The 24,878-nt window shown below is 72.8% G+C and carries 20 protein-coding genes; 10 read left to right on the top strand and 10 right to left on the bottom strand.

The genetic code is table 11. The features are described 5' to 3' along the window. The first annotated feature begins 141 nt into the window (after positions 1-141). Positions 142-1,167: an ATP-dependent 6-phosphofructokinase gene (locus tag ACIQPQ_RS08035; RefSeq protein WP_383779320.1), complete on the top strand. Its 1,026-nt coding sequence runs from the start codon at positions 142-144 to the stop codon at positions 1,165-1,167. An 86-nt stretch (positions 1,168-1,253) separates the two neighbouring features. Here ACIQPQ_RS08035 and ACIQPQ_RS08040 read toward each other — a convergent pair whose 3' ends face one another. Together ACIQPQ_RS08040 and ACIQPQ_RS08045 are read right to left on the bottom strand one after the other, a co-directional pair. Continuing rightward, the gene (locus ACIQPQ_RS08040) at positions 1,254-1,958 is read right to left on the bottom strand and encodes an XRE family transcriptional regulator (RefSeq protein ID WP_383779321.1); all 705 of its coding nucleotides are present in this window, start codon (positions 1,956-1,958) and stop codon (positions 1,254-1,256) included. 151 nt (positions 1,959-2,109) lie between these two features. Beyond that, complete coding sequence (locus ACIQPQ_RS08045) at positions 2,110-3,000, bottom strand: nucleosidase (RefSeq protein WP_401301105.1); 891 nt, start codon at positions 2,998-3,000, stop codon at positions 2,110-2,112. Between the two features lie 66 nt (positions 3,001-3,066). Between ACIQPQ_RS08045 and ACIQPQ_RS08050 the strand changes: the two genes are divergently transcribed. The 3 genes from ACIQPQ_RS08050 to ACIQPQ_RS08060 all read left to right on the top strand — a co-directional run bounded on the left by ACIQPQ_RS08050 (position 3,067) and on the right by ACIQPQ_RS08060 (position 4,361). Beyond that, on the top strand, positions 3,067-3,600 hold the full coding sequence (locus tag ACIQPQ_RS08050) for a hypothetical protein (RefSeq protein WP_401301108.1): 534 nt from the start codon (positions 3,067-3,069) through the stop codon (positions 3,598-3,600). 132 nt (positions 3,601-3,732) lie between these two features. Further along, positions 3,733-3,954 (top strand): type II toxin-antitoxin system VapB family antitoxin, encoded by a 222-nt coding sequence (locus ACIQPQ_RS08055; protein WP_401301111.1) that lies wholly within the window; start codon positions 3,733-3,735, stop codon positions 3,952-3,954. Next, positions 3,951-4,361 carry a PIN domain-containing protein gene (locus ACIQPQ_RS08060; protein ID WP_401301114.1) on the top strand — a complete coding sequence of 137 codons (411 nt, stop codon included), beginning with the start codon at positions 3,951-3,953 and terminating at the stop codon, positions 4,359-4,361. The genes ACIQPQ_RS08055 and ACIQPQ_RS08060 overlap by 4 nt, the downstream gene beginning before the upstream one ends. Before the next feature lie 107 nt (positions 4,362-4,468). Here the strand turns inward: ACIQPQ_RS08060 and ACIQPQ_RS08065 are convergent, their stop codons facing one another. Beyond that, a complete protein-coding gene (locus tag ACIQPQ_RS08065) occupies positions 4,469-5,179 on the bottom strand; it encodes a response regulator (RefSeq protein ID WP_383779328.1) in 711 nt (236 codons plus the stop codon). Continuing rightward, complete coding sequence (locus tag ACIQPQ_RS08070) at positions 5,176-6,867, bottom strand: ATP-binding protein (protein ID WP_401301118.1); 1,692 nt, start codon at positions 6,865-6,867, stop codon at positions 5,176-5,178. Before ACIQPQ_RS08070 ends, ACIQPQ_RS08065 begins: the two co-directional genes overlap by 4 nt. A gap of 120 nt (positions 6,868-6,987) precedes the next feature. Here ACIQPQ_RS08070 and ACIQPQ_RS08075 point away from each other — a divergent pair, with 120 nt between their 5' ends. Beyond that, entirely contained in the window at positions 6,988-8,436 is a 1,449-nt protein-coding gene (locus ACIQPQ_RS08075; RefSeq protein WP_383779333.1) for a cation:dicarboxylate symporter family transporter, read from the top strand. Between the two features lie 672 nt (positions 8,437-9,108). Here ACIQPQ_RS08075 and ACIQPQ_RS08080 read toward each other — a convergent pair. Then, positions 9,109-9,732 carry a TetR/AcrR family transcriptional regulator gene (locus ACIQPQ_RS08080; protein WP_401301121.1) on the bottom strand — a complete coding sequence of 208 codons (624 nt, stop codon included), beginning with the start codon at positions 9,730-9,732 and terminating at the stop codon, positions 9,109-9,111. A 213-nt stretch (positions 9,733-9,945) separates the two neighbouring features. Here ACIQPQ_RS08080 and ACIQPQ_RS08085 point away from each other — a divergent pair, with 213 nt between their 5' ends. After that, positions 9,946-11,694, top strand: coding sequence for an MFS transporter (locus ACIQPQ_RS08085; protein WP_401301124.1), 1,749 nt, complete (start codon positions 9,946-9,948; stop codon positions 11,692-11,694). Positions 11,695-11,769: 75 nt separating this feature from the next. On the opposite strand, the gene ACIQPQ_RS08090 is transcribed toward ACIQPQ_RS08085, so the two are convergent. Beyond that, a complete protein-coding gene (locus ACIQPQ_RS08090; RefSeq protein ID WP_401301126.1) occupies positions 11,770-12,780 on the bottom strand; it encodes an NAD-dependent epimerase/dehydratase family protein in 1,011 nt (336 codons plus the stop codon). Positions 12,781-12,825: 45 nt separating this feature from the next. On the opposite strand from ACIQPQ_RS08090, the gene ACIQPQ_RS08095 reads away from it, so the two are divergent. The 4 genes from ACIQPQ_RS08095 to ACIQPQ_RS08110 all read left to right on the top strand — a co-directional run bounded on the left by ACIQPQ_RS08095 (position 12,826) and on the right by ACIQPQ_RS08110 (position 16,620). Continuing rightward, the gene (locus tag ACIQPQ_RS08095) at positions 12,826-13,341 is read left to right on the top strand and encodes an Lrp/AsnC family transcriptional regulator (protein ID WP_401301129.1); all 516 of its coding nucleotides are present in this window, start codon (positions 12,826-12,828) and stop codon (positions 13,339-13,341) included. A gap of 79 nt (positions 13,342-13,420) precedes the next feature. Next, positions 13,421-13,849 (top strand): MerR family transcriptional regulator, encoded by a 429-nt coding sequence (locus ACIQPQ_RS08100; protein ID WP_401301132.1) that lies wholly within the window; start codon positions 13,421-13,423, stop codon positions 13,847-13,849. Between the two features lie 14 nt (positions 13,850-13,863). Next, positions 13,864-14,187: a thioredoxin family protein gene (locus ACIQPQ_RS08105; RefSeq protein ID WP_401301571.1), complete on the top strand. Its 324-nt coding sequence runs from the start codon at positions 13,864-13,866 to the stop codon at positions 14,185-14,187. A gap of 192 nt (positions 14,188-14,379) precedes the next feature. Continuing rightward, positions 14,380-16,620: a HelD family protein gene (locus ACIQPQ_RS08110; protein WP_401301134.1), complete on the top strand. Its 2,241-nt coding sequence runs from the start codon at positions 14,380-14,382 to the stop codon at positions 16,618-16,620. An 81-nt stretch (positions 16,621-16,701) separates the two neighbouring features. On the opposite strand, the gene glgB is transcribed toward ACIQPQ_RS08110, so the two are convergent. The 4 genes from glgB to ACIQPQ_RS08130 form a co-directional block, all read right to left on the bottom strand. After that, positions 16,702-19,257: a 1,4-alpha-glucan branching enzyme gene (gene glgB / locus ACIQPQ_RS08115; RefSeq protein ID WP_401301137.1), complete on the bottom strand. Its 2,556-nt coding sequence runs from the start codon at positions 19,255-19,257 to the stop codon at positions 16,702-16,704. Positions 19,258-19,270: 13 nt separating this feature from the next. Next, positions 19,271-20,677 carry a phosphotransferase gene (locus tag ACIQPQ_RS08120; RefSeq protein WP_401301139.1) on the bottom strand — a complete coding sequence of 469 codons (1,407 nt, stop codon included), beginning with the start codon at positions 20,675-20,677 and terminating at the stop codon, positions 19,271-19,273. A 94-nt stretch (positions 20,678-20,771) separates the two neighbouring features. Beyond that, positions 20,772-22,472 carry a maltose alpha-D-glucosyltransferase gene (gene treS, locus ACIQPQ_RS08125; RefSeq protein WP_401301142.1) on the bottom strand — a complete coding sequence of 567 codons (1,701 nt, stop codon included), beginning with the start codon at positions 22,470-22,472 and terminating at the stop codon, positions 20,772-20,774. After that, positions 22,469-24,637 carry a maltotransferase domain-containing protein gene (locus ACIQPQ_RS08130; RefSeq protein WP_401301145.1) on the bottom strand — a complete coding sequence of 723 codons (2,169 nt, stop codon included), beginning with the start codon at positions 24,635-24,637 and terminating at the stop codon, positions 22,469-22,471. The genes treS and ACIQPQ_RS08130 overlap by 4 nt, the downstream gene beginning before the upstream one ends. Positions 24,638-24,878: the final 241 nt, after the last annotated feature.

The following is a 24,878-nucleotide window of genomic DNA, read 5'->3' on the forward strand; positions in this document are numbered from 1 at the left end:
ATCGCCCACCGAGGTGAGCAGAACCCTCTTGACAATACCCTTCGCCGGGGATAAGGCGCCTGCCCAACGCGGGTCACCTCCGGGGCATGAAACAATCGCGTTGGCTCACCGGTACCCACAGCGAGCAGGAGACACAGGACGATGCGCATCGGAGTTCTCACCGCAGGCGGCGACTGCCCCGGGCTGAACGCAGTCATCCGCTCGGTCGTGCACCGGGCGGTCGACAACTACGGCGACGAGGTCATCGGCTTCGAGGACGGCTACGCCGGACTCCTCGACGGCCGCTACCGCGTCCTCGACCTGAACGCGGTCAGCGGCATCCTCGCCCGCGGCGGCACCATCCTCGGCTCCTCCCGGCTGGAGCGCGACCGGCTCCGCGAGGCCTGCGAGAACGCCTCCGACATGATCCGCGACTTCGGCATCGACGCGCTGATCCCGATCGGCGGCGAGGGCACCCTGACGGCGGCCCGGATGCTGTCCGACGCGGGTCTGCCGGTCGTCGGCGTCCCGAAGACCATCGATAACGACATCTCCGCCACCGACCGCACCTTCGGCTTCGACACCGCGGTCGGCGTCGCCACCGAGGCGATGGACCGGCTGAAGACCACCGCCGAGTCCCACCAGCGGGTCATGGTCGTCGAGGTCATGGGCCGGCACGCGGGCTGGATCGCCCTGGAGTCCGGCATGGCGGCCGGCGCGCACGGCATCTGCCTGCCCGAGCGCCCCTTCGACCCGGCGGACCTCGTCAAGCTCGTCGAGGAGCGCTTCTCGCGCGGCAAGAAGTTCGCCGTGATCTGCGTCGCCGAGGGCGCCCACCCGCACGAGGGCACCATGGACTACGGCAAGGGCGCCATCGACCAGTTCGGCCACGAGCGCTTCCAGGGCATCGGCACGGCGCTCGCGTACGAGCTGGAGCGGCGGCTCGGCAAGGAGGCCCGCCCGGTCATCCTCGGCCACGTCCAGCGCGGCGGCGTCCCCACCGCCTACGACCGGGTCCTCGCCACCCGCTTCGGCTGGCACGCGGTGGAGGCCGCCCACCAGGGCGTCTTCGGCCGGATGACCGCCCTGCGCGGCACCGACGTCGTCATGGTCCCGCTCGCGGAGGCGGTCACCGAACTGAAGCGGGTGCCGCAGTACCGGATGGACGAGGCGGAGTCGGTCTTCTAGACCGCGTTGCCCCAGGGGCGCGGGTAGCGGCGGCCGGGTGGCCCGGCCGCCGGTGCGTGTCCGTACGTCTCAGGTGCTCGTGGCTGTCAGGCGGCGTGGACCTCGACCGTGCTCCAGAACCGGTCGACGATGCGGTCCAGGAACTGGGTGACGGCCTCGCCCGCGGGACCGCCGGGCCCGCGGCCCCGGTCGGCGGGCGCCTGCTCGCGGAAGTCCTGGTGCAGTTCCTGGAGCGCGGTCGACAGCAGCCGCCGGTCCAGCGGCACGATGTCGGCGATCGGCTGGACGTAGGGCTGCCAGCGGGTGCCCACCGCGTCCCGCAGCAGCGCGTCCAGCTCGCCCTCCCGGCCGGTGAGCGCGATCAGTTCGGGCAACGTCAGGTCCAGGAGCCGGGCGAGCGCGGCGGACTGGCGGCGGTTGCCGTCCCACACGCCCGCGTCCTCCATGCGGACGTACGACAGGAAGTACATGCCGACGCTCCGCGCGATCTCCTCGGGGGCGAGGCCGCGCGCGAGCCGTAACTCCCGCAGTACGTTGCGGCGTCCGGTGAGATCGGCGGGCGCGCACCACAACACGCCCGCGAGCGCGGCGACTTCGGCCTCGGTCGGCAGCCGGTCCCCGCTCTCCCAGGCGGCCACCAGCTCGGGCGAGGCGTAGGGCACGCCGAAGGAGCTGCGCAGGCTGTGCGCGACGTGGTGGGGGGTGAGGCCGAGGCCTTCGCGCAGTCGGCGGGCGATCGCGGCGCCGAAGGACGTACAGGGCTCTGAGCTGGGATGGTTCAGTGGGGGCACGGGCACACGGTAGGGAATTCGATCATCGTTGACTACGGTCCGTTCGGGCAGAGTGGCCCGTGAGGGGGGCGAACCGCGGGTAACTAGGGAAATCCTTAGTCCCGTCGGGGGAGGAGAAGGGGGCCGGGTGCCCTCTTTGGAGTCGGTGGTCTCAAGGCGAGCCGGTGATCTTGCCGATCACCGGGCCGTGGAACGTGCCGCCCCGGAAGTCGACATGGTCCCCGCCGGGGGGCGGCGAGGACCGCGGCGGGGGCGACGGGTCCTGGGTGGGATCGGGCGACGGGTCCGGCGGGGCGGCGGGGGTGCGCGGCCGGTGCTTGCGCAGCAGGGCCACCGCGACCTTCGCCGCCTGACCCGCCGCCAGCTCCTGCGCGCCCGCCGCGTCCCCGGCGGACTTGCGCGCGTCCGCGAGATCGCTGATCCCCCGGATCACCAGCGCGTCCAACTGCCCGCTGAGATGGGCCGCGTGGGACGCGCCCGACCCCTCCATCTCGATCGCGTACGCGTCGTTGTACGTCCGCCGGATGTACTCCCGCAGCGCCGACCGCTCGTCCGCCAGCACCACGTCACCGCAGGCGAGGGGCTTGCGGTGGCCGCGTACGCCGTCCAGTCCGCGCAGTGCCGCGCGCGCCGCCTGCACCAGCCGGTGCGAGCCGTGCCAGCTCTCCGGCCGGGTCAGCAGGCCCTCCGGGGTCTGCTTGCCGCCGTGCACCGCGTACACCTTGGTGCCCACGACGACGTCGCCGATCTCCAGGTCCTCCTTCAGCCCGCCCGCGACCCCCACGAACAGCAGGGCCTCGGGGGCGAGTTCGGTGACGACGCGGGTGGTGAGCGCGGCCGTCGTCAGGGCCCCCTCGCCGAGTTCGGCGAGCGCCACCGTCCACGGGGTGCCGGGCAGCGCGCCCCGCTCCAGTCGGGTGCCGTCCCCCAGGATCAGCTCGTCCTCGGCCCGCACCGCGAGATGGGCGCGTACCGCGTCGTACTCCACGGGGAGGGCGGTGAGGACCACGACGGTGGGAACGGTGCGATTCGTCTCCGGCACCCCCTCAAGGTACCGCCACGCCCGTAAAGTACTGCCATGTCCACCGGGGGAAGGGGCGGGTCGGGTATGGCCGAACAGGACGTCACCGCAGGGCAGTTGATGCTCGCCGAGTACCAGAGCGTGAAGGACGAGCAGAAGGCGCGGATCGGGTTCCGCGACAACCTGCTGTACGTGACCCTGGCCGTGGTCGCCGCCGTCATCGCCGCGGCGGCCCAGGCAAGCCAACCGGAGATGCTGCTCGCGCTGCCGCCGGTGTGCGTGGTGCTCGGCTGGACCTACCTGGTCAACGACGAGAAGATCTCCGCCATCGGCCGGTACGTGCGCGGGGAGTTGGCCCCCCGCCTCGCCGTACTGGCGGGCCAGACCGAGGCGTTCGGCTGGGAGCACTTCCACCGCTCCGACCACCGCCGCTACTCCCGCAAGGCCGCCCAGTGCGCGGTCGACCTCCTGGCCTTCTGCGTCGTCCCCCTGAGCGGCCTCATCGTCTACTGGGCCGCGGGAGACCTCTCGGCGGGCCTCTTGGTGCTCTCCGTGACCGAGGCGGCGGCGGTCGTCGCCCTGGGCGTGGTGGTGGTGCGGTACGCGGTGCCGTTCGGGTGAGGGGCGCCCTGGGGCGCGACGAGTACGTCGATCCGGCCCGCCGTGCCCGGAAGTGGCGCGCAGGCGTTGAGACGTCAATGTTGGTGACGTATTCTTCTATGTACATAACCAACATCGCGCGGGAGGTGCCGCATGTCCGTGACCCAGATCGACATCGATGACGACGCCCTGGAGCGCGCCATGGCCCTGTCCAAGGTCAGGACCAAGAAGGAGGCGGTCAATCTGGCGCTGCACTTCTACGCCGAGCAGCAGGAGCGAGCCGCGCGCATCCGCCGGCACTTCGAGCGCGCGGTCGAGTGGGGTGCGGTCGAGGACGCCGAGCGTCTCCACACGGCGGAGAAGAACAACCGTTGATCTATCTGCTCGACAGGTCCGGCCTGGTGCGGCTGCTCCGCGACCCGGCTCTGCAATCGGCCTACCACGACGCGATCGACGCCGGAGCCGTCGCGTCCTGCTACCCGCAGCGCACAGAGTTTCTCCACAGCGCTCGCAACAGCCGTGAGTACGACGAGATCGTGGAGATGTTCGCGGACCTGTACCCCGACGTTCCGGTGCCGAAGAACGCGGGCCGCTGGATCAGCGCGGTGCAGCACCGGATGGCCCGAGCCGGTGAGCACCGCAGCGCCTCGGCGGTGGACCTTCTCATCGCCGCCACCGCCGCCCACCACGGCCTGGCCGTCCTCCACGACGACGCCGACTACCGCACAGTCGCCCGTCACGCGTCCGACCTGAGTGAGCACCACGTCCGCGACATCGTCTGACGCCGCGGCACCGCCCGACGGCGTCGCGGGAGCGTGACCGACGGTGAGGCGGCCCCCGCCGCCCCGCCCGCCCGCTCTCACCGCACCCCCCTCACCGCACCACCCCCTCACCGCCCCGCCCGCACCCACCGGTACACCAGTTCCGGGCGGCCTACCTGGCCGTAGAGGGGTTTGCGTTCGGCTCGGCCTGCTTCCACCAGGTGTTCGAGGTAGCGGCGGGCCGTGATGCGGGAGATGCCGACCGTCTCGGCGACCCCGGCGGCGGTGAGGCCCTGGTCGGCCGCCTCGCGGACCGCGCCCGTGACGCGCTCCAGGGTGGGTGCGCTGAGGCCCTTGGGGAGCGCGGCGGGGGAGGGGGCCCGCAGAGCGGCGAGGGCGCGGTCCACCTCGTCCTGGCCGCTCGCCTCCCCGGCCGCGCCCCGGAACTCGGCGTACCGCACGAGCCGGTCGCGGAGCGTGGCGAAGGTGAAGGGCTTCAGGACGTACTGGACGACGCCCAGCGAGACCCCTTCCCGCACCACGGTCAGGTCGCGTGCGGACGTCACCGCTATGACGTCCGCGTGGTAGCCCGCCGCGCGCAGCGAACGGGCCAGCTGGAGGCCGTGGCCGTCGGGCAGGTGCAGGTCGAGCAGGAGCAGGTCGACGGGCGTACGGTCCAGCAGCCGCCGCGCCTCCGCCCCGGTGTGCGCCTTGCCCACGGCGACGAAGCCCGGCACCCGGCCCACGTACAGGACGTGCGCGTCGGCGGCGACGGGGTCGTCCTCGACCACCAGCACCCGGATCGGCTCCGTCCCCGGCAGCCCCGTCCCGGCGGTCACGCTCTGCCTCCCGCCGCCGACGCCGACACGGTGCCGACCGTCGTACGCGCCGTCGCCGTACCGGCCGCTGCCCCGGCCGTCGTACCGGCCTTCGCGCGCAGCGGCAGGCGCACCACGAACTCCGCGCCGCCGTCGCCGCCGGACGTCGACTCGACCGTGAGGGTCCCGTCGTGGCGGAGCACGGCCTGCCGGGCCAGGGCCAGGCCGAGGCCCCGGCCGCCCGGCCCGGCGGGCTTGGTCGAGTAGCCGCGTTCGAAGACCTGCTCGGCGTGGGCCGGGTCGACGCCCTCGCCGGTGTCGGTGACCCGCAGCACGAGGTCGCCCTCCTCGGTGGCCGCCGTCACCGTCACCCGCGCCCGCGCGCTGCCCTGGGCCGCGTCCACCGCGTTGTCGATCAGGTTGCCCAGGATCGTCACCAGGTCCCGCGCGGGCAGCGACTGCGGCAGCACCCCGTCGTCCAGCGCGCTCTGCTCCGACACCACCAGCTCCACACCTCGTTCGTTCGCCTGGGCCGTCTTGCCCAGCAGCAGCGCGGCGAGGACGGGCTCGCTCACCGCCGCCACCACCTGGTCGGTCAGCGCCTGCGCCAGCTCCAGCTCGGCGGTGGCGAAGTCGACGGCCTCCTCCGCCCGGCCCAGCTCGATCAGCGACACCACCGTGTGCAGCCGGTTCGCCGCCTCGTGCGCCTGCGAGCGCAGCGCCTGCGTGAAGCCGCGCTCCGAGTCCAACTCGCCCATCAGCGACTGCAGTTCCGTCACGTCACGGAGGGTCGCCACCGAGCCGCGGCGCTCCCCGCCGGAGACGGGGGAGATGTTCACCGCCAGCACCCGGTCCGCCGTCAGGTGCACCTCGTCCACCCGCGGCTCGGAGGAGAGCAGGGCGCCGGTCAGCGGCGCGGGCAGCCCGAGGTCGGCCACCGACCGGCCCACCACCTCCTCCGACACCCCGAGGAGTTCCCGGCCCCCGTCGTTGATGAGCGCGACCCGGAACTGCCCGTCCAGCATCAGCAGCCCCTCGCGCACCGCGTGCAGCGCCGCCTGGTGGTAGTCGTGCATCCGGCTCAGCTCGGCGGCGTTCATGCCGTGCGTGTGCCGCCGCAGCCGTGCGTTGATCACGTACGTGCCGATCGCGCCCAGCGCCAGCGCCCCGGCCGCCACCCCGAACAGCGCGGCCACCTGGTCCTGCACGCGCGCGGTGATCGCCTCGACCTTGATCCCCGCGCTGACCATACCGATGATCCGCCCGTCGTCCTCGACCGGCGTCACCGCCCGCACGGACGGCCCGAGGGTGCCCGTGTAGGTCTCGGTGAACGTCTCGCCCCGCAGGGCGGGCGCGGTGTTGCCCCGGAAGTGCAGCCCGATCTGCTTCTCGTCGGGGTGCGTCCACCGGATGCCCGCCGGATTCATGATCGTCACGAAGTCGACCTCCGTGTCGTGCATGATCAGCAGCGCGTACGGCTGGAGCCGCGCCGTCGGGTCCGGGGTGCCGATGGCCTCCCGCACCGACGGGGAGTCGGCCACCGAGCGGGCCACGGCCGAGGCCTGCCGGCGCGCGGCCTCCTCGGCCTGGCTGCGGTCGTTGACGTACGTGAACAGGGCGTACCCCGTGACCAGCACCGCTATCAGGACCGCCTGCATGGCGAAGAGCTGGCCTGCGAGGCTGCGGGGGGTCGGGACGGGGATGCGCATGGCGTCAGTGTCCCCCCGGCGTCAAGCGTGAACTCAATGAACGGAAGGGTGACCGCGCTCACAGCGGGGGTGGATAGTCCTGGCAATCCCCCACTCCCGGACGTGAGCCGCACGCCGGTGATGCCGACGAAGACGTCAAGGAGGGCAGCCGTGGCCGCCAGCACCACCCCCGATACGGCACCTGCCGCACCCGCGAAGCGGGACCGCACCCACTATCTCTACATCGCGGTGATCATCGCGGTGGCCCTCGGTATCGCCGTGGGGTTGATCGCGCCCGACTTCGCCATCGAGCTGAAGCCGATCGGCACCGGGTTCGTCAACCTGATCAAGATGATGATCTCGCCGATCATCTTCTGCACGATCGTGCTGGGCATCGGCTCGGTCCGCAAGGCCGCCAAGGTCGGTGCCGTCGGCGGTATCGCCCTGGTCTACTTCCTGATCATGTCGCTGGTGGCGCTCGGCATCGGCCTGGTCGTCGGCAACATCCTGGAGCCGGGCACCGGCCTCGCCATCACCGACGCGGTCAAGGAGACCGGTCAGGCGCAGGTGTCGGCGGAGGCCAAGGACACCACCGAGTTCCTGCTGGGGATCATCCCGACCACGATCGTGTCCGCCTTCACCGGCGGCGAGGTCCTCCAGACCCTGCTGGTCGCGCTGCTCGCGGGCTTCGCGCTCCAGGCCATGGGCTCCGCCGGTCAGCCGGTGCTGCGCGGCATCGAGCACATCCAGCGCCTCGTCTTCCGCATCCTCGCCATGGTCATGTGGGCCGCCCCGATCGGTGCCTTCGGCGCCATCGCCGCGGTCACCGGCTCGGCCGGTGTGGACGCCCTGAAGAGCCTCGCGGTCCTGATGCTCGGCTTCTACGTGACCTGCATCCTCTTCGTCTTCGTCGTGCTCGGCGCGATGCTGCGGATCGTCGCGGGCCTCAACGCCTTCAGCCTCTTCAAGTACCTGGGCCGGGAGTTCCTGCTGATCCTGTCCACCTCCTCCTCCGAGTCGGCGCTGCCGCGCCTCATCGCGAAGATGGAGCACCTGGGCGTCAGCAAGCCCGTCGTCGGCATCACCGTCCCGACCGGCTACTCCTTCAACCTCGACGGCACGATGATCTACATGACGATGGCCTCCCTCTACATCGCGGACGCGATGGGGACGCCGATGTCGGTCGGCGAGCAGATCCCGCTGCTGCTCTTCCTGCTGGTCGCCTCGAAGGGCGCCGCCGGTGTCACCGGCGCCGGTCTCGCGACGCTGGCCGGCGGCCTCCAGTCGCACAAGCCCGCCCTGGTGGACGGCATCGGCCTGGTCGTCGGCATCGACCGCTTCATGAGCGAGGCCCGCGCCCTCACCAACTTCGCGGGCAACGCCGTCGCCACGGTGCTCATCGGCACCTGGACCAAGGAGATCGACAAGGAGCGGGTGAACCTGGTCCTCGCCGGTGGTCTGCCCTTCGACGAGAAGACCCTCCTCGACGACGGCCACGGCACCGCCGGAGCAGACGACGCCGACCACGCCGACGGGGACGACGTGCCCGAGCAGCGCGAGGGCGGCGACAAGGAACTCGCCAAGGCCTGACCCACGGGCCACCCTGCCAAGGCCTGACCCACGGGCCACCCTGCCAAGGCCTGATCCACGGGCCACCCCCGGACCGCTCCGGTCCGGGACCCGGGTCCACCGGGGCGGGCTCCGCAGAGCCGCCGTGCCCGCCCCGGTCACCACCGCCCGCTGCCGTCCCGACTCCGGGTGCCCGGCCCCGCCTGAACCGGGGCCGGCCACCCGGCCACCCACCGCCTCCCGAGGCGGCCTCCCGAGACGCCGGGCGGCTGAGCGCTCCCCCGTAGCTCAGCCGCCCGGCTCTCCCCGGCCCTCCCACGGCCCCGCCCGGCCTCCCCCGGACGGGGCCGCCGCGCGTGCGGGAGCCGTCGGGCGCCGGGACCGTACTGTCGGCCGCGGTCCGTCCTCCGGCGCGGCCGGGCCCGACCGGCTTCCCCGCGCCCTCGGTCCCTCGCCGTCCTGCCGGTCCCGTGCGTCTCCGGCGGCGAGGGGTCTCCGGTCGGGGGCCGCCGCCTTGGCCTTCGTCCTGGCCGCCGCCCGCAGACCCACGCCGAGCGGGTCTCGTCCTCGACGCCGCCTCGCCGCCTTCCCCCCGACTCAGCGCAGCCCCGCGCGCCCCTCCGGACGGGGTCACCGTCGCCGTGCGTGCGGGAGCGGTCAGCCGACGCGGATGAGGCTGTCGGCCGCGGTACGTCATCCCGTCGGGGCCGCCTTCGTGACCAGGGCCGTCGCCAGGGCCGCCGGTACTCCCGCCGCGGCCAGGACGGTGACCGCGGCCGACCGGGCCGCCTCGGCGGCCGGGAGCAGTCCGTCGTTCACGGCCTCGACCACGCCGAACAGGATCTGCTCGTGCACGCAGGCGAGGGCCGCCGCGGGCAGCGGGGAGGCGAACGTGCCCCCGTCCAGGCCCTGCCGCAGCAGCCGTACGCTGCTCTCCCGCACCGGCGCCAGCCGCTCCCGGATGCCCTGCACGGTGACGGTCCGCTGGGCGAGCGCGACCAGCAGCCGGTAGCGGTCGGCGACCTCCCAGACCGACAGCACCGACCGGGCCAGCGCCTCCGCCGGGTCCGTCACGCCCGCGCGTCCGGCCGCGTGCGCCTCCGCCAGCGCGGCCACCGCCTCGTCCACGAGCGTGCCGATCAGCGCCTCGCGGCTCGGGAAGTGCCCGTACACCGTCCGGCGGACGACCCCGGCGGCGCGCGCGATCTGGTCCATCGAGGCGTCGGGGTCCCGCAGCAGCTCGGCGAGGGCGATGTCGAGGATGCGGCGTCGGTTGGCGTCGGCGCGACTGCTGTTACCCGTGGTCATGGCGGTCATTGTGCGTCATGGCGGTCATCGGCGTGCCCGTTCCTCCGGTCCCGTGCCCCTGATTTGCACAGGCGTGTGCAACGAGCGTACATTGCACATGGTTGTGCAATTGCCTGTCGCTGTGCGACGGGGCGACGTCAGGCCCCCCGTCCGTCACGAGCGGTCCGGCGGGTCCGGCCCGCGTGTCCGACGCCCCACGATCCGAGAAAGGCGAACCCCGCCATGCGCCTCGTCCTGAACGAACCCGTCGACGGGATGACCGGCCCCTACCGCCGACGCTGGTGGGCGCTGCTCGTCCTCTGCCTCAGCCTGCTGATCATCGTGATGGCCAACACCGCCCTCACCGTCGCCGCGCCCGCCATGACCGAGGACCTCGGCCTGTCCAGCGCCGACCTCCAGTGGGTCATCGACGGCTACACCGTCCCGTACGCGGCGCTGATGCTGCTGCTCGGCGCGATCGGCGACAAGTACAGCCGTCGCGGCGCCCTGATCCTCGGTCTGCTGGTGTTCGGCGGCGGCGCCGTGAGCGGCTACCTCGCCGACAGCTCCACCGCCGTGATCGCCGCCCGCGCCGTGATGGGCACCGGCGCGGCGCTCATCATGCCCGCGACGCTCTCGCTGCTCGCCGCGACCTTCCCGCGCGCCGAGCGCGTCCGCGCGATCACCCTGTGGACGGCGACCGCCGGACTCGCCATCGCCGCCGGACCCCTCGTCGCGGGCGCCCTGCTGGAGCACCACGGCTGGTCCTCCACGTTCCTGATCAACGTGCCCGTCGCCGCCGTCGCGCTGGTCGGCGCCCTGGTCCTGGTCCCGCCGTCGAAGGCCGGTCACCGCAACCGCATCGACTACACCGGCGGTCTGCTGTCGGTCGTCTGGATCGGCGCGCTCGTCTACATGATCATCGAGGGCCCGCGCTTCGGCTGGGGCGTCAAGGCGGTCACGGCCGCCGTCGTCGCGGGGGCCGCGCTGCTCGCCTTCGTGCTGTGGGAGCTGCGCCACCCGCACCCGGTCCTGGACGTCCGCCGCTTCACCGACCGCCGCTTCGCGGGCTCCAACCTCGCGGTCGCCCTCTTCTTCCTGGCCGTCTTCGGCGCCTTCTACTACCTCACCCAGTACCTCCAGTTCGTCCTCGGCCACGACGCCTTCGACACCGGGCTGCGCATGCTGCCGCTCGCCGGGGCCGTCTTCGTCGGCTCCGCGCTGACCGCCTGGCTGACCCCCCGGCTCGGCATGAAGTGGACGGTCACGGCGGGCATGGTCGGCGGCACGGCCGCGCTGGCCCTGCTCACCCAGGTCGACGCCGGGTCCTCGTACGGCGACCTGGTGGCGCCGCTCGTCGTCCTCGGCCTGGCGATCGGGCTCGCCCTGTCGCCCTGCACCGACGCGATCATGGGCGCCTTCCCCGAGTCCGAACTCGGCGTCGGCGGCGCGGTGAACGACACCTCGCTGGAGCTGGGCGGCTCCCTCGGCATCGCCGTCCTGGGCTCGCTGCTGGCCACCTCCTACTCCGGCCACCTCGGTGACGCCGCCGCCGGGACGAAGCTGCCCGCCGACGCGCTCGCCACCGCGCAGGACTCGGTGGGCGCCGGGTACGCCGTCGCCCGCGGTGTCGGGGACCAGGCGCGGCAGCTCGCCGACCACGCCGCGCGGACCGCGGACCCGCAGCAGGCGGCGCAGCTCAAGGCGCAGGCCGCCGAAGTCGCGGACAGCGCACGGCAGATGGCCGACTCGGTCGGCGCCTCGTTCTCGGACGCGGTCGCCCACACCAGCCTCGTCGGCGCGATCGTCCTCGGCGCCGGCACCGTCCTGGTGGCCCTGCTGCTCCCGCGCGGCGGCACCCACCCCGAGCCGGACACCGCCGCCGCACCGGCGGACCCGCAAGGCCGGCAGAGCCAGCGGGATCAGCACCAGGAGCAGGAGCGCCAGGAGCAGGGCGAGCGCGCGTCCGAGGCGTCGGCCGGGAGCCGCTGACCCTCACCCGGACCTCGTGGGGCGGTGACCCGATCACCGCCCCACCGTCACACCCCCGTCACCGCCCCGCCCCCGTCACCGGCACGGCACCCCCGCCGACTCCGCCGCCTCCACCGCGCCCGAGGCACCCAACGCGCCCGTCGTCTCCACCGCCCCCAGCGTCTCCGCGACCGCGCGGGCGAGCCAGCGTCTGCTGTGGCCGAAGCCGAAACCGAGGCGTACGGCGCGGGAGTTGTCCATCGGGTAGGCCCGCCGGAAGGCGAAGGGGGAGACCTCGCCCACCTCCACCTCGCGCAGGACGACCTCGCCGCCGGGCAGGTGCGCCGCGACCGCCTCGCAGAGGTCCTCGGTGGTGAGCGCCTGGTGGGAGGCCGCGTTGAGGGGCCCGGTGAACTCCTGGCCCGCCGCCCAGTACAGGAAGTCGGCGATCTCCTCGACGTGGATGTAGGTCGCCGGGCGGTTCACGCGGGGTACGGCGACCGGCGCGCCCACCCGGACGCGGTCCGCGTAGTGGGTCAGCCGTCCGGTGAAGTCGTCGGCGCCGCCCAGTACATGGGCCACCCGCACCGACGCCCACGGCAGCGCCCCCCGCTCCCCGGCCGCCGCGAACACGGCCTCCGCCTGCCGCTTGCCCTCGCCGTAGTGCGCCTCCCGGAACTCCTCGTCGTCCCAGGGGAGTTCGAGGTCGACGGTGATGTCGCGGGGGTCGACGTCGGTCTCCCGCACCGGTGCGATGGAGTCCTCGTACTCGTAGACCTCGACGGTGGACGTCATCAGGTAGCGGCCGGTGCGCGGGCCGGGCGCGGTCGGGTCGGTGCCGCCGAAGACGCGTACGGCGGTGTCCGCCTGGCGCGGGGTGTAGCAGACCTGGTCGACGACGACGTCGAAGCGGCGGGTGCCGAGGGCGGCGCGCAGCGCCGTCTCGTCGTCGCGGTCGGCGACCAGGTGCCCGGCCCCCGCGGGCGGCGGCGCCGAGCCCCGGTTGAGGACCGTGACCCGGTCCCCGGCCGCCAGCAGCCGGGCGATCAGCCGCTTGCCGAAGTAGCGGTTGCCGCCGATGACCAGTACCTCTCGCGCCTTCTCCATGACCATAATTCTCCTGGCGGGACCGCCGTTCCTGAAGGAGACAACATGGGAGATCCGGCGTACGTGCCGAAAGAACCTCGGCATCTGCGGCCTGCCGCCGACGGAACCTCGGTGGGCTTCGACGCCGTCGACCGGCAGATCCTGGGGCTGCTCCAGACCGACGGCCGGATCAAGCTGAGCGAGCTGGGCCGCCGGGTGCGGCTGAGTCCGGCGGCGGTCACCGAGCGGGTGCGGCGGCTGGAGGCGGCGGGCGTCGTGACGGGTTACGGCGCGCGGGTCGCCCCGGCCCGGCTCGGGTACGGCATCCAGGCGTTCGTCCGGGTCAGTCCGCACGGCGGTCACACGCTGAAGAACCCGCGCACTCTGGAGCTGATCGACCGGCCCGAGATCACCGAGGTGCATCACGTGGTGGGGGAGGACTGCTGGATCCTGCGGGTGGCCGTCCGGGACACGGTGCACCTGGAGGAGGTCCTGGAGCGGCTTTCCGCGCTGGGGCGGACGACGACGTCGATCGTGCTCACCTCGCCGGTGCAGGGCAAGCCGCTGCTGCCGCCCGACTGAGCCCGCGCCACCGGCCGGCGGGGCTGTGCTGACGCGGGGGCTTGCCCTGACGTGGACGTCAACCCGTACGTTCGGTGGCATGCGAATCGGCGAGCTGGCCGCGCGGGCCGGGACCACGACGCGGGCGCTGCGGTACTACGAGGCGCGCGGGCTGCTGCCCGCGCGCCGGGACACCCTGGGCCACCGCGCCTACGACGAGGGCGATCTGCGGCTGCTGCGGCAGATCAGGACGCTGCGGGAGGCGGGTTTCGACCTGGAGGAGACCCGCCCGTTCGTGGAGTGTCTGCGGGCGGGCCATCCCGAGGGGGACACCTGTCCGGCGTCGCTCGCGGTCTACCGGCGCAAGCTGGACGAGCTGGACGCGCTGGTGGCGGAGCTGACGGCGGCGCGGGCGAAGGTCGCCGGGCAGTTGGCGCGGGCGGAGCGGGCGCGGGACGCGCTGGCCGCCGGGGCGGAGGTTCCGGGGGGTCCGCAACCGTTGTGCGAATCGGGAGGAGAGGGCCTGTGACGGGAAAGACGGAGATGTCCCACGTGCCGGACGTGACGGACGGGGATTTCGCGCGGGAGGTGCTGGCCGCGGACCGGCCGGTGCTGGTGGAGTTCACCGCGGACTGGTGTCCGCCGTGCCGTCAGATGGCGCCGGTGCTGACGGCGCTGGCGGCGGAGGAGGGGGAGCGGCTGAAGGTGGTCCAGCTGGACGTGGACCGCAATCCGGAGACGACCCGGCGCTACCGGGTGCTGTCGATGCCGACGTTCGTGGTGTTCAGCGGGGGTGAGCCGGTGCGTTCGATGGTGGGGGCCCGCCCGAAGCGGCGCCTGCTGGAGGAGCTGGCCGACGTCCTCTGACCCACCCGGCGACCCTGACTCCGGCCCACGGAAAAACCCCCGGCAATTGCGCTCGGGGGTTTTCTGTGCGTATATTCGTTGATTCGCGACTTCTTTAGTGATGAGCCGCGTGAAGTGCAACGAGCACAGTATATCCGGGCGGGAGTGGAATTGTCAAACAACGACGCCGGCGCAGAATTCACCGACGGTGAAATGCGCGGTGAACAGGAATTCATCGACGGGGTGTACGCGCGGGTGGACGCCCTGCGCGGGGACACCGAGGCCGCCGTCACCGACGCGCTCGCCCAGGGGAACACCCCGATGCAGGCCCGGCTGGAGCGGGACATCCTGGTCGCCGAGCGGTCCGGGCTGCTCGCCGCGCTGAACGCCGTCGACGGCTCCCTCTGTTTCGGCCGCGTCGACCTCACCTCCGGCGCCAGCCACCACATCGGCCGGGTCGGGCTGCGCCGCGACGACGCCGAGCGCACCCCCGTCCTCGTCGACTGGCGGGCCGCCGTCGCCCGTCCCTTCTACCTGGCCACCGGCCACACCCCGATGGGGCTGCGCCGCCGCCGTCACATCAGCACCGAGGGCCGCCGGGTCACCGCCCTGCACGACGAGTTCCTGGACGTCGGCGACGCCGCCCGCACCGGCCACGAGGACCCGTCCGGCGACGCGGTCCTGCTCGCCGCGCTGACCTCCGCCCGCACGGGCCGGATGAACGACATCGTGCAGACCATCCAGGCCGAGCAGGACGAGATCATCCGCGCCCCGCACCGGGGTGTCCTGGTCGTCGAGGGCGGCCCCGGCACCGGCAAGACGGCCGTCGCCCTGCACCGCGCCGCCTACCTCCTCTACGAGCACCGCGAACTCCTCGCCAAGCGGGCCGTCCTGATCGTCGGCCCCAACCCGGCCTTCCTCGGCTACATCGGCGAGGTGCTGCCCGCGCTGGGCGAGACCGGCGTCCTGCTCGCCACGGTCGGCGAGCTGTACCCGGGCGTCCGGGCCACGGCCGCCGACTCCCCCGAGGCCGCCGCCGTGAAGGGCGACGCCGCCATGGCCGACGCCCTCGCCGCCGCCGTACGGGCCCGGCAGGCACTGCCCGACCCGGTGCTCGCGATCGGCCACGACCGTGAGGTCCTGCTGCTGGACGAGGGTCTCGTCGCCGTCGCGCGGGAGCGCACCCGCGCCGCGAACCTCCCGCACAACGCGGCCCGCGAGCACTTCGAGGGCCACCTGCTCAACACCCTCACCGAGCTGTACGCCGAACGCATCGGCACCGACCCCTACGACGGGTCGAGCCTGCTCGACCCCAGCGACCTCACCCAGATCCGCGACGAACTCGCCGAGAACCCCGACGTGTGGGCCGCCATCGACCAGCTGTGGCCGGTCCTCACCCCGCGCCAGGTCGTCGCCGCCTTCCTCGCCGCCCCCGAGGCGCACCTCCCGGCCGGGGCCGCCGCCGCGGTACGCCGCCCGGTGACCCGCGCCTGGACGCCCGCCGACATCCCCCTCCTCGACGAGGCCGCGGAACTCCTCGGCGAGGACGACCGCGCGGCCCGCGACCGCGCCGACCGCGAACGGGCCCGCCAGGTCGCCTACGCGCAGGGCGTCCTCGACGTGTCCTACGCCTCCCGCACCTACGAGTTCGACGACAAGGACGACGAGGACAGCGAGGTCCTCTCCGCGCACGACATCATCGACGCGGAACGTTTCGCCGAACGCCAGGAGGAGGACGACCACCGCAGCGCCGCCGAACGCGCCGCCGCCGACCGCACCTGGGCGTTCGGGCACATCGTCGTGGACGAGGCGCAGGAGCTGTCCCCGATGGCGTGGCGCCTGCTGATGCGCCGCTCACCCACCCGTTCCATGACCCTGGTCGGCGACCCCGCGCAGACCGCGGAGGCGGCCGGGGTCGGCTCCTGGTCGGACATCCTCGGCCCGTACGTGGGCGACCGGTACGCGCACACCCGCCTCGGCGTGAACTACCGCACCCCCGCCGAGATCATGGACGTGGCGGCGGCCGTGGTCCGCGCCGCCGACCCCGCCTTCGTCCCGCCGCGTTCGGTCCGCGCCACCGGCGTCCGCCCCTGGGCCCACGCCACCGACGACCTCCCGCGCGCGGTCGCGGAAGCCGTCACCGCTCTCCGCCCCGCCGAGGGCCGCCTCGGCGTCATCGCCCCCCGCGACCTGCACCACCGCCTCGCCGCGTCCCTCGACGACGTGGAGGCCACGGACCTCCCCGACCTCACCCACCCGGTCGTCCTCCTCGACGCCCGCCAGGCGAAGGGCCTGGAATTCGACGCGGTCGTCGTGGTCGAACCGACCCGCCTGTCGACGGCGGACCTCTACGTGGCCCTGACGAGGGCGACGCAACGCCTGGGCGTGGTGCACACGGAACCCCTGCCCACTTCCCTGTCCGCGCTGGACCCCTATAGCCCGTCCGGCGATTGAGGACGAGGCCCGTTCAGGGCCGAAAGGGGGGTCTGGGGGCACAGCCCCCAGGTTCGGGACGGGAAGGGGCGGCGGGGGCGATCAAGCCGGCCGCAACCACACCGTGGACAAGGGCGGCAAAGTGACCCGCACACTGGCCGGCAGCCCGTGCCACCCCACCGGCTCCGGCTTCACCGCCGCCCCGTCCGCCCCGGACACCCCACTCCCCCCGTACCGCCCGAGGTCGGTGTTCAGCACCTCCTGCCAGGCGGGCACCTCCTCCGGCACCCCCACCCGGTAGTCCTCCCGCACGACGGGCGAGAAGTGCGACACCGCCAGCAGCGGCACCCCCTCCGCGTCGTACCGCAGGAACGCCACCACGTTGTCGTCGGCGGCGTCCCCCACCACCCACCGGAACCCGTCGGGCGTGACGTCCCGCTCCCAGAGCGCGGGCGTCGCCCCGTACACGGCGTTGAGGTCCCGCACGAGATCGCGCACGCCCCGGTGGTCGGCCTCGGCGCCGTAGGCGGGGTCGAGGAGCCACCAGTCGGGGCCGTGCGCCTCGGACCATTCGGCGCCCTGGGCGAACTCCTGGCCCATGAAGAGGAGTTGCTTGCCGGGGTGGGCCCACATGAAGGCGAGGTAGGCGCGCAGGTTGGCGCGCTGCTGCCACCAGTCGCCGGGCATCTTCGACACCAGCGACCCCTTGCCGTGCACGACCTCGTCGTGGGAGATCGGCAGGACGTAGTTCTCGCTGTACGCGTACACCATGGAGAAGGTCAGCTCGCCGTGGTGGTGGGCGCGGTGCACCGACTCGTGGCTCATGTACTGGAGCGAGTCGTGCATCCAGCCCATGTTCCACTTCAGCCCGAACCCGAGGCCGCCGAACCCGCTCGGCCCCTGGTGGTGGGTGGCGCGGGTGACCCCGTCCCAGGCGGTGGACTCCTCGGCGACGGTGACGACGCCGGGGCAGCGCCGGTAGACGGTGGCGTTCATCTCCTGGAGGAAGGCGACCGCGTCCAGGTTCTCCCGCCCGCCGTGCTCGTTGGGCGTCCACTGGCCCGCCTCGCGCGAGTAGTCGAGGTAGAGCATCGAGGCGACGGCGTCGACCCGCAGCCCGTCGATGTGGAACTCCTCGCACCAGTACACCGCGTTGGCGACGAGGAAGTTGCGCACCTCGCGCCGCCCGAAGTCGAACTCCAGCGTCCCCCAGTCGGGGTGGGCGGCCCGCAGCGGGTCGGAGTGCTCGTACAGGGGCCGCCCGTCGAACTCGGCGAGGGCCCAGTCGTCGCGCGGGAAGTGCGCGGGCACCCAGTCCATGAGGACGCCTATCCCGGCCCGGTGCAGCGCGTCGACCAGGAACTTGAAGTCGTCGGGGGTGCCGAGCCGCGCGGTCGGCGCGTAGAACCCGGTGACCTGGTAGCCCCACGAGCCGCCGAACGGGTGCTCCGCGACCGGCATCAGCTCGACATGGGTGAACCCGAGGTCGGTGACGTAGGCGGGCAACTGCTCGGCGAGCTGACGGTACGTCAGGCCGGGTCGCCAGGACGGCAGGTGGACCTCGTACACGGAGAACGGCGCCTCGTGCACCGGGCGTTCGGCGCGGCGCGCCAGCCACTCCGCGTCGTCCCACACGTGGTGGGAGGCCGTCACGATCGACGAGGTGGCGGGGGGCACCTCGGTGCGCCGGGCCAGCGGGTCGGCGCGCTGGGTGCGCGATCCGTCGGGCCGGGTGATGTCGAACTTGTACAGCTCGCCCTCCCCGACGCCCGGCACGAACAGCTCCCACACCCCGGACGAGCCGAGCGACCGCATCGGATGGCCGGTGCCGTCCCAGAAGTTGAAGGGGCCGACCACCCGCACGGCGCGCGCGTTGGGCGCCCACACCGAGAACCCGGTCCCGGCGACGCCCTGGTGGACGACCGGGTGGGCACCGAGCACCTTCCACAGCTCCTCGTGCCGCCCCTCCCCGATCAGGTGCAGGTCCAGCTCGCCCAGTGTGGGCAGGAAACGGTACGGGTCCTCGGTCTCGACGACCGTCCCCTCGTACGCCACGCTCAGCCGGTAGGCCGGGACCTCGGGCAGGGGCAGCAGCCCGGAGAAGAACCCGTCGCCGTCCGCGTGGAGTTCGGCCCGCAGCTCACCCGTGACGACGGTGACGGCCAGCGCGTACGGCCGGAAGACGCGCACCGCGACGCCGCCGGACACCGGGTGGGCGCCGAGCACGGCGTGCGGTTCGTGGTGCGTGCCGTGCAGCAGCCGCTCGCGGTCCCCGGCGTCCAGCGCGGGCGAGAGCACCACCTCGGCGGGCCCGCCGCCCGGCTCCCGAGGCGCCGCCTCCACGACGGCCTCCACCACCGACGGCTCCACCACCGACGGCTCCACCACCGACGGCTCCGCCGCGCGCGGCGGCTCACCGACGGCCCCGGCGGACTTCTTCCCCGCGCTCCTCCCCGCCGCGTTCTTCCCGGTCGCGTTCTTGGCCGAGGCGTTCTTGGCGGAGGACTTCTTGGTCACGGCCTTCTTCGCCGCGGCTTTCCGGTCCGCGGCTTTCCGGCCCGTGGCCTTCTTGTCCGTGGCCTTCCCCGCCGCGGCCTTCTTGCCGGCCTGCGTCGGGTCCTCGGGCTCAAAACCGTGGGTCGGGGAACCGGGAGTCACGGGCGGACCCTCCTCAGATCTGGTCGGACGCGGCGAGCCGCCGGACGGCGGACAGCGGTACGGAGAGCCATTCGGGCCGGTGCCGGGCCTCGTAGACGACCTCGTAGACCGCCTTGTCGGTCTCGTAGGCCCGCAGCAGCACCGGATCGGTGCGCGGGTCGGTGCCGGAGACCTCACCGTAGCCCGCGCAGTAGGCGGCCCGGCAGGTCTCGGCCCACCCCGGTACGGGCGGGACGGCCGAGTGGGCCGCGTAGTCGAAGGAGCGCAGCATGCCCGCCACGTCCCGCACCACCGGCTGCGGCATCCGGCGCTCGGCCAGCGGCCGGGCCGGTTCGCCCTCGAAGTCGATGAGCGCCCAGTCACCGGACGGCGCCCGCAGCACCTGCCCGAGGTGCAGGTCACCATGGACGCGCTGGGCGGTCCAGACGCGCCCCTCGGCCGCGAGGTCGGCCAGCGCGGTGAAGGCGGTGCGCAGCGCGGGCGCGTACGGCCGCAGCGCGGGCACCGCCTGGGCGGCCGCGTCGAGCCGCTGGACCATGCCGTCCACCAGCGGCACGAGCTGCGCCTGCCCCAGGGTCGCGGTGGGCAGGGCGCGGGCCAGCGAGGTGTGCACCTCGGCGGTGGCCCGGCCGAGGGCGCGCGCCTCGGCGGCGAAGTCCTCGCCCTTGGCCAGCTCGCGCAGCGCCAGCTCCCAGCCGTCGGTCGCGCCCTGCAGGAAGGGCTGGAGCACCCCGAGCACGTACGGCTCCTCGCCCCCCGCCGCGGCGGCGCCGTCGCCGGGGTCGCCGTCCAGGTCGGCGGTGAGCCAGGCGGTCGGTGCCGGGACCCGGGCGCAGCCCGCGCGGGCCAGCGCCAGCGGCAGTTCGAGGTCGGGGTTGATCCCGGGCACGACCCGGCGCAGCAGCTTGAGGATGAACGTATCTCCGAAGACGACCGACGAGTTGGACTGCTCGGCGGTCAGCCGGCGCGGCACCAGGCCGGGCCGGATCTCCTGGGCGTGGTCCCGGTCGAAGCGCAGCACGCCGATGCGGGCCTCGGTGCGCAGCGCCTCCAGCAGCACCTCGGCGGGCCGGGTGTCGTCGAGGGCGTCGTAGACGGTGTGTCCGGCGAGGGGGCCGTCCGGTACGCGGCCGATCAGCGCGGGCGCCAGCCGGGGCGGCAGCGCCTCGCGGACACCGACCAGGAGCTGGTAGCAGTCGCCGGGGTCGGCGCCCTGGTGGGCGCGGACCAGCAGGTGGTAGAGGCCGAGCCGGGAGCCGACGGGGAGCAGTTCGGTGCCCGCGACCAGCGAGAAGCCGGTGACGGGGCTGCCCTTCCCGGCGAACCAGCGCTGCCGGGGCAGCCACTCCCGCAGCAGCGGGGTCAGCGACGCGAGCAGGCCGGGGCTCGTCTTTCCGGACCGTATGACCGTGTCCGCCATGGCGGTACGTCCTTTCCCCGGGGGGTTCGGGGCGGGGTGTTACTCATGCGTGCCCGGGACCGGGCGGGGGAAACGCCCCGCCCGGTCCCCGGACTCAGGCGGCTTCCCTGCGGAGCCGGAACCAGTAGAAGCCGTGGCCCGCGAGGGTGAGCAGGTACGGCAGCTCGCCCACGGCCGGGAACCGCACCCCGCCGAACAGCTCCACCGGGTGCCGTCCGCCGAAGCGGCTGAGGTCCAGCTCGGTGGGTTGCGCGAACCGGGAGAAGTTGTGCACGCACAGGACGAGGTCGTCCTCGTACTCGCGCAGGAACGCGAGGACGGCCGGGTTGGACGACGGCAGCTCGGTGTAGGTGCCGAGGCCGAAGGCGGGGTTCTGCTTGCGGATCTCGATCATGCGGCGGGTCCAGTGCAGCAGCGAGGACGGCGACGCCATCGACGCCTCCACGTTGGTGACCTGGTAGCCGTGGACCGGGTCCATGATGGTCGGCAGGTAGAGCCGCCCGGGGTCGCAGGAGGAAAAACCCGCGTTACGGTCCGGTGTCCACTGCATCGGCGTGCGGACCGCGTCGCGGTCGCCGAGCCAGATGTTGTCGCCCATGCCGATCTCGTCGCCGTAGTAGAGGATCGGCGAGCCGGGGAGGGAGAGCAGGAGGGCGGTGAAGAGTTCGATCTGGTTGCGGTCGTTGTCGAGGAGGGGGGCGAGGCGGCGCCGGATGCCGATGTTGGCGCGCATCCGCGGGTCCTTGGCGTACTCCGCGTACATGTAGTCGCGCTCTTCGTCGGTGACCATTTCGAGGGTCAGCTCGTCGTGGTTGCGCAGGAAGATCCCCCACTGGCAGCCCGACGGGATGGCCGGGGTCTTGGCGAGGATCTCCGACACCGGGTATCGCGACTCACGGCGCACGGCCATGAAGATGCGCGGCATGACGGGGAAGTGGAACGCCATGTGGCATTCGTCGCCGCCCGAGGCGTAGTCGCCGAAGTAGTCGACGACGTCCTCCGGCCACTGGTTCGCCTCGGCCAGGACCACCGTGTCCGGGTAGTGCGTGTCGACTTCCTTCCGCACCCGCTTGAGGAACCCGTGGGTTGCAGGAAGGTTTTCGCAGTTCGTTCCCTCCTCGGCGAAGAGATAGGGCACGGCGTCGAGACGGAACCCGTCGATGCCCAGGTCCAGCCAGAACCGCAGGGCCGAGATCATCTCCTCCTGGACGGCCGGGTTCTCGTAGTTGAGGTCGGGCTGGTGGGAGAAGAACCGGTGGAAGAAGTACTGCTTGCGGACCGGGTCGAAGGTCCAGTTGGAGACTTCGGTGTCGACGAAGATGATGCGGGCGTCGGGGTACTTCTTGTCGTCGTCGGCCCACATGTAGTAGTCGCCGTACGGCCCGTCGGGGTTCGCGCGGGACTCCTGGAACCACGGGTGCTGGTCGCTGGTGTGGTTCATGACGATGTCGATGATGACGCGCATGCCGCGCTGGTGGGCGGCGTCGACGAACTCCACGAAGTCGGCCAGGTCCCCGAACTCGGGGAGGACGGCCGTGTAGTCGGAGACGTCGTAGCCGCCGTCCTTGAGGGGCGACTGGAAGAAGGGGGGGAGCCAGAGGCAGTCGACGCCGAGCCACTGGAGGTAGTCGAGTTTCGCTGTGAGGCCCTTGAGGTCGCCGACCCCGTCGCCGTTGCTGTCCTGGAAGGAGCGGACGAGGACCTCGTAGAAGACGGCTCGTTTGAACCACTCGGGGTCGCGGTCCTTGGCCGGGGTGTCCTCGAAGGTGTCCTGAACGGGCTCGTTGACGATCATCGTGTGGGTGACCCTCCGGTCTGCGGGTGGGACGGTCGCAGGACGGTGAGCACGTGCGCGGGCCGGATGCCCGGTTCGAGGCGCACGTAGTTGGCCCTGCCCCAGTGGTAGGTCTCGCCGGTCAGCTCGTCGCGGACCAGCACGGACTCGTGCCAGTCGAGGCCGAGTTGTGGCATGTTCAACGAGACCGTGGCCTCCTGGGTGTGGTGGGGGTCGAGGTTGGCGACCACCAGAACCGTGTTCGAACCGCTTCGCTTCGAGTAGACGATCACCGCTTCCTGGTCGGCGTCATGGAAGTGCAGCCCGCGCAGTCTCCGCAGGGCCGGGTTGTCCCGCCGGATGTGGTTGAGGCGGGTGATGAGGGGGGCGAGGGTGGTGCCTTCGCGGGCGGCGGTGTCCCAGTCGCGGGGGCGGAGCTGGTATTTCTCGGAGTCGAGGTATTCCTCGCTGCCGGGTTTCGCGGGGGTGTTCTCGCAGAGTTCGTAGCCGCTGTAGAGGCCCCAGGAGGGGGAGAGGGTGGCGGCGAGGACGGCGCGGACCTCGAAGGCGGGGCGCCCGCCGTGCTGGAGGTAGGCGTGGAGGATGTCGGGGGTGTTGGGGAAGAAGTTGGGCCGCATGTAGGCGGCCGCCTCCCCGGTCAGCTCGGTGAGGTACTCGGTGAGTTCCTGTTTGGTGGTGCGCCAGGTGAAGTAGGTGTAGGACTGCTGGAAGCCGGTCTGGGCGAGGGTGTGCATCATCGCGGGCCGGGTGAAGGCCTCGGCGAGGAAGATGACGTCGGGGTCGGTGCGGTTGATGTCGGCGATGACGCGTTCCCAGAACACGACGGGTTTGGTGTGGGGGTTGTCGACGCGGAAGATCCGCACGCCGTGGCCCATCCAGTGCCGCAGGACCCGCACGGTCTCCTTGACGAGGCCGTTCATGTCGGCGTCGAAGGCGATGGGGTAGATGTCCTGGTACTTCTTGGGCGGGTTCTCGGCGTAGGCGATGGTGCCGTCGGGCCGGTGGTTAAACCACTCGGGGTGTTTGTGGACCCAGGGGTGGTCGGGGGAGCACTGCAGGGCGAAGTCGAGGGCGATCTCCAGGCCGTGGGAGGCGGCCTCGCGCACGAACCAGGCGAAGTCGTCGAGGGTGCCGAGGCCGGGGTGGACGGCGTCGTGGCCGCCTTCGGGGGAGCCGATCGCCCAGGGCACGCCGACGTCGTCGGGGCCGGGGGTGAGGGTGTTGTTGCGGCCCTTGCGGAACGTCGTCCCGATCGGGTGGATCGGCGGGAGGTAGACCACGTCGAACCCCATCGCCGCGATCTCCGGCAGACGGCGCGCCGCGGTGCGGAACGTGCCGTGCGGCTGCTCGGGGGTGCCCTCCGAGCGGGGGAAGAACTCGTACCACGAACCGAACAACGCCCGCTCCCGCTCCACCTGGAGCGGCAGGGGCTCGGAGCGGCTGACCGGGTCGCGCAGCGGATGCCGGGCGAGGACGGCCTCCACGGCGGGCGTCAGCGCCGCCGCGAGCCGCGCCGCGGCCGGGCGGGTCTCGTCGCGCAGCGCGTCGACCGCGTCCGTCAGGACGGCCTGGGCTGCCGCGTCCGCCGCGCCGAGACCGGCGGCGGCCCGCTCGTACAGCCGGGCGCCCTCCTCCAGGACCAGCTCGGTGTCCATCCCCGCCGGGATCTTGATCTTCGCGTGGTGCCGCCAGGTGCCGACCGGGTCGCCCCAGGCCTCCACCGTGTACGTCCAGCGGCCCGGCCGGTCCGGGGTGACGTCGGCGCCCCAGCGGTCCGTGCCGGGGGCCAGCTCGCGCATCGGCGTCCACGGGCCGGGACGGCCGTCGGGGCCGTGCAGGACCACGTTGGCGGCGACCGCGTCGTGGCCCTCGCGGAAGACGGTGGCCGAGACCTCGAACGTCTCACCGGCCACCGCCTTGGCGGGCCGCCGCCCGCGCAGCACGACCGGCCGGACGTCCAGGACGGGTATCCGCCCCACGGCGGTCGCGTCCGCCCCGGAGGACGGCTCGGGCGCCCCCGCGGCCTCCGGCGACGCGGGGGACTCCGCGGCCTGCCCGGTCTCCGGGGTCTCCGGGGCCGGTGGTCCCGCGTCGGGGGAGCGCACGGCGGGTGCCGTCGTGCGCGGGGGTGTCGGGGGTGCTGACGAGTGGTGCGTGGCGGGCATGACCGCTCCTGTCCGCATCAACGAGGGTGGGCGGATGGCTGTGGGGAGGTGGGTCCTGCGGAGGGTCCGGCGGGGTGGGACCGGCGGACCGCGGGTGACCGGCCGGGGCGCCGCGTCGCGCTCGGGCCGTAGGCCGTGCCGGGGTCGTGCTTCGGGTCGTACGCGCTTCTGTACCGGAGGAGCCTTCCCACCCTATTCGGGTGAGCAATCCGGGGCCTTGTTAACTACTCGCCCGAATGTC

Source organism: Streptomyces sp. NPDC091281 (assembly GCF_044757425.1).
In the GTDB taxonomy this organism is placed as follows: domain Bacteria; phylum Actinomycetota; class Actinomycetes; order Streptomycetales; family Streptomycetaceae; genus Streptomyces.

What these genes read in the sequence shown, in the direction of transcription:
- ACIQPQ_RS08055 (WP_401301111.1), top strand. Translation starts at nt 3,733, where the DNA reads ATGTCCGTGACCCAGATCGACATCGATGACGACGCCCTGGAGCGCGCC.
- ACIQPQ_RS08090 (WP_401301126.1), bottom strand. Translation starts at nt 12,780, where the DNA reads ATGGAGAAGGCGCGAGAGGTACTGGTCATCGGCGGCAACCGCTACTTC.
- ACIQPQ_RS08120 (WP_401301139.1), bottom strand. Translation starts at nt 20,677, where the DNA reads ATGGCGGACACGGTCATACGGTCCGGAAAGACGAGCCCCGGCCTGCTC.
- ACIQPQ_RS08100 (WP_401301132.1), top strand. Translation starts at nt 13,421, where the DNA reads ATGCGAATCGGCGAGCTGGCCGCGCGGGCCGGGACCACGACGCGGGCG.
- ACIQPQ_RS08075 (WP_383779333.1), top strand. Translation starts at nt 6,988, where the DNA reads ATGCCGACGAAGACGTCAAGGAGGGCAGCCGTGGCCGCCAGCACCACC.
- ACIQPQ_RS08105 (WP_401301571.1), top strand. Translation starts at nt 13,864, where the DNA reads ATGTCCCACGTGCCGGACGTGACGGACGGGGATTTCGCGCGGGAGGTG.
- ACIQPQ_RS08095 (WP_401301129.1), top strand. Translation starts at nt 12,826, where the DNA reads ATGGGAGATCCGGCGTACGTGCCGAAAGAACCTCGGCATCTGCGGCCT.
- treS (WP_401301142.1), bottom strand. Translation starts at nt 22,472, where the DNA reads ATGATCGTCAACGAGCCCGTTCAGGACACCTTCGAGGACACCCCGGCC.
- ACIQPQ_RS08130 (WP_401301145.1), bottom strand. Translation starts at nt 24,637, where the DNA reads ATGCCCGCCACGCACCACTCGTCAGCACCCCCGACACCCCCGCGCACG.
- ACIQPQ_RS08110 (WP_401301134.1), top strand. Translation starts at nt 14,380, where the DNA reads ATGCGCGGTGAACAGGAATTCATCGACGGGGTGTACGCGCGGGTGGAC.
- ACIQPQ_RS08050 (WP_401301108.1), top strand. Translation starts at nt 3,067, where the DNA reads ATGGCCGAACAGGACGTCACCGCAGGGCAGTTGATGCTCGCCGAGTAC.
- ACIQPQ_RS08080 (WP_401301121.1), bottom strand. Translation starts at nt 9,732, where the DNA reads ATGACCGCCATGACCACGGGTAACAGCAGTCGCGCCGACGCCAACCGA.
- ACIQPQ_RS08070 (WP_401301118.1), bottom strand. Translation starts at nt 6,867, where the DNA reads ATGCGCATCCCCGTCCCGACCCCCCGCAGCCTCGCAGGCCAGCTCTTC.
- ACIQPQ_RS08085 (WP_401301124.1), top strand. Translation starts at nt 9,946, where the DNA reads ATGCGCCTCGTCCTGAACGAACCCGTCGACGGGATGACCGGCCCCTAC.
- ACIQPQ_RS08035 (WP_383779320.1), top strand. Translation starts at nt 142, where the DNA reads ATGCGCATCGGAGTTCTCACCGCAGGCGGCGACTGCCCCGGGCTGAAC.